Annotated in this window: 2 protein-coding genes; both read right to left on the bottom strand. The window is 70.1% G+C overall.

What is annotated here, in order from left to right:
* Positions 1–40 precede the first annotated feature (40 nt).
* Complete coding sequence (locus ACFRCR_RS18250) at positions 41–1,309, bottom strand: ABC transporter substrate-binding protein (protein WP_377679576.1); 1,269 nt, start codon at positions 1,307–1,309, stop codon at positions 41–43.
* A 200-nt stretch (positions 1,310–1,509) separates the two neighbouring features.
* Positions 1,510–2,535: a LacI family DNA-binding transcriptional regulator gene (locus tag ACFRCR_RS18245; RefSeq protein WP_377679574.1), complete on the bottom strand. Its 1,026-nt coding sequence runs from the start codon at positions 2,533–2,535 to the stop codon at positions 1,510–1,512.
* Between the last annotated feature and the right edge of the window lie 120 nt (positions 2,536–2,655).

Here is a 2,655-nt window from a genome sequence, read left to right as displayed (position 1 = left end):
GCGGGCGGTCGCCCGCCCACCGGGATCCCTGCGCTGCGGGTCAGCCCTCGAGCAGGTCCGCCTTGCCCTCCTCGTACGGGCCGGACAGACCGTCGAGGACCTCGGCCGGGGTCTTGGACTTGTTGACGAGCGACTGGAGCTGGCTCACGAGCACGTCGTAGTAGCCCGCGACCGGCCAGTCGGGGTAGAACGCGAGGCCGTCGGCGGCCAGGATGTCGTTGAAGTTCTGCGTGAGGGCCTGGGTGCGCTCGTCCGTGATCGCCGAGACGTCACCCGCGACGGGGAGCCCGCCGGCCTCGCCCAGGATGTTCTGCACCTCGGGGCGCAGCGTGATGTCGATGAACTCCTCGGCGAGGGACTTCGAGTCGGCGTTGGTCGGGACGACCCACAGGTTGCCCGACGAGCCCACCTGCAGCGTGTTGCCCGGGAAGTTGAACTGGCCCCAGTCGGCGTCCATCTCGTCGACGATGCGCCCGAACCACCACGAGCCGGAGACCATCATCGGGTAGGTGCCGTTGATGAACGAGACGCCCATGTCCTCGGCCGTGAGAGCGGCGGAGTCCGAGGCGATGTAGCCCTTGTCGATCCAGTCGGCGAGGGTCTCGGTGGCCTCGGTCATCTCGGGGCCCTGGAAGTCGACGTCACCGTCGAACAGCTGGTAGGCGTCGACGAAGTCCTGGTCTGCGTTCGCGAGGACGAGCTCGTACCAGAGCTGACCGAGCGGATACTCGGCGCCGGCCTCGGCGAGCGGCGTGACGCCGGCAGCCTGGAAGGTCGCCATCGCGGTCTCGAGCTCGGCGAGCGTCGTCGGGACCTGGACGCCGTACTGCGCGAACATGTCCTTGTTGTAGTAGACGCCCACGAACTCGCCGTAGTTCGGCACCCCGTACCACTCGCCCGACCCCATGAGGCCGTTCTCGTCGTACGTCGCGGTGGTCTGGAGCGACCCGCTCAGGGTGGTGTCCCAGCCGCGCTCCTTGGCCGCGCCGGTCAGGGGCGTGAGCAGGCCCTGCGACGCGAGCTGGCCGGCGGTCGCGTTCCCCTTGTTGTACTCCATGACGTCGGGCACGTCGTCGCCCGTGAGCACGATCTTCGCGTTCTTCTGGATCTGCTCGAACGTCTGCTTCTGGACGTCGACCGTGACGTCGGGGTTCTCGTCCTCGAAGATCTCGATCGCCTTGGCCCAGGCCTGGCCCATGGCCGACGTCTCCGACTCGTAGTGCCAGATCGTGAGGGTCTTGTCGTCGGAGTCCCCCCCTCCGCTCCCTCCTCCCGCGCAGCCCGCCAGGGCAAGTGGGAGCGCTACCAAGGCAGCGACAAGAGGCTTCCGTGTACGCAACATGACTCTCTCCTCATCATTGAGCGTCGGCGCCAGCGCCGATCGTCTGGTCGTGCACCGGCAGGGCCGGCGGTCGTGCACCGGCAGGGCCGGGTGGTGCACCGGCGGACCGCCGGTCGTGACCTCGGCGCCTCGGGATCGAGGCCTCGGTCGGGGTCGAGCACCCGGGGTCAGGGCCCCCGGACAGGGGCGGGGCCGACGCTCGCGCCGGCCTCGAGGTCGCACGGGACGAGGACGGGCGCGTGCGCCCTGCCTGCATCGTCGATCCGCGCCACCAGGGACTGCACACCGAGCCGCCCGAGCTCGGCGCCCGGTGCGTGCATGGTGGTCAAGGGGGGTGTGCTCATCGCACCGACGCCGGGCGAGCTGACGATGCCGAGCACCGAGACGTCGCCCGGGACCGAGAGCCCGCGCGCCTGCAGGCCCGACATGACCCCGAACGTCGCGATCTCGTTCATCGTGACGAACGCGGTGAGCGACGGGTCCTGCTCGAGCAGCTCGCCGACCGCGGCGCGCCCGGCCTCAGCCGTCTCGTCGCACAGGAGGCTTCGCCCCACGAGCCCGCGGCGCTCCATGGCCGCGGCGAACCCCTCGTCCGCCCGCAGGGTCGGGCCGTAGCCCGCCGCGGCGCTCTCGGCCGAGTGGTTGATGAACGCGATCCGCCGGTGCCCCAGCGCGACGAGATGCTCCACGGCGGCCTCGGTCGTCGCGGCGAAGTCGATGTCGACGTACGGGCGCCCGTCGAGCTCCCGCGTGCGCCCGATCATCGTGTACGGCACACCGGCCGCGTGGAGCACCTCGACGCGCGGGTCGTCGAGCCGGACCTCCATGAGCAGGACCCCGTCGGCCATGCCTTGCTGGGTCAGGTCGCGGATCTCGGTGGCCTCGTGCGCCGCGAAGGGCCACAGCACGAGGTGGTACCCCGCCTCGCGGGCGGCAGCGGCCGCGCTCGTGACGAACTCCGAGACGGTCCCGCCGATCCCGGTCTCGGTCGCGGGGAAGATCAGGGCGAGGACGCGGCTCCGGCGTGAGGCGAGCCCTCTGGCCATGGCGTTGCGGTGGTACCCGAGGTCCGTCATGGCCGCCTCGATCCGGGCGCGCGTCTCGTCGGAGATCTTGCGCGTCCCGTTGAGCGCGTACGACACCGTGCTGAGCGACACGTTCGCCCGCGCGGCCACGTCCTGCATGGTCACCATCTCGCCACCTCCTCGTGGTCGACCCCAGTCTCGGGGACCGAATCGTCGAAGCGCTTCGTCGAAGCGCTTCGAATGAATACGAGTATTGACTGAACTATTGCGATCCGTCAACCCCTGCCC

Source organism: Oerskovia sp. NPDC056781, assembly GCF_042789955.1.
Lineage (GTDB): Bacteria > Actinomycetota > Actinomycetes > Actinomycetales > Cellulomonadaceae > Oerskovia > Oerskovia rustica.
The sequence above is the reverse complement of the archived record's forward strand: the minus strand, read 5'-3'. Positions and strand labels throughout refer to the sequence as shown.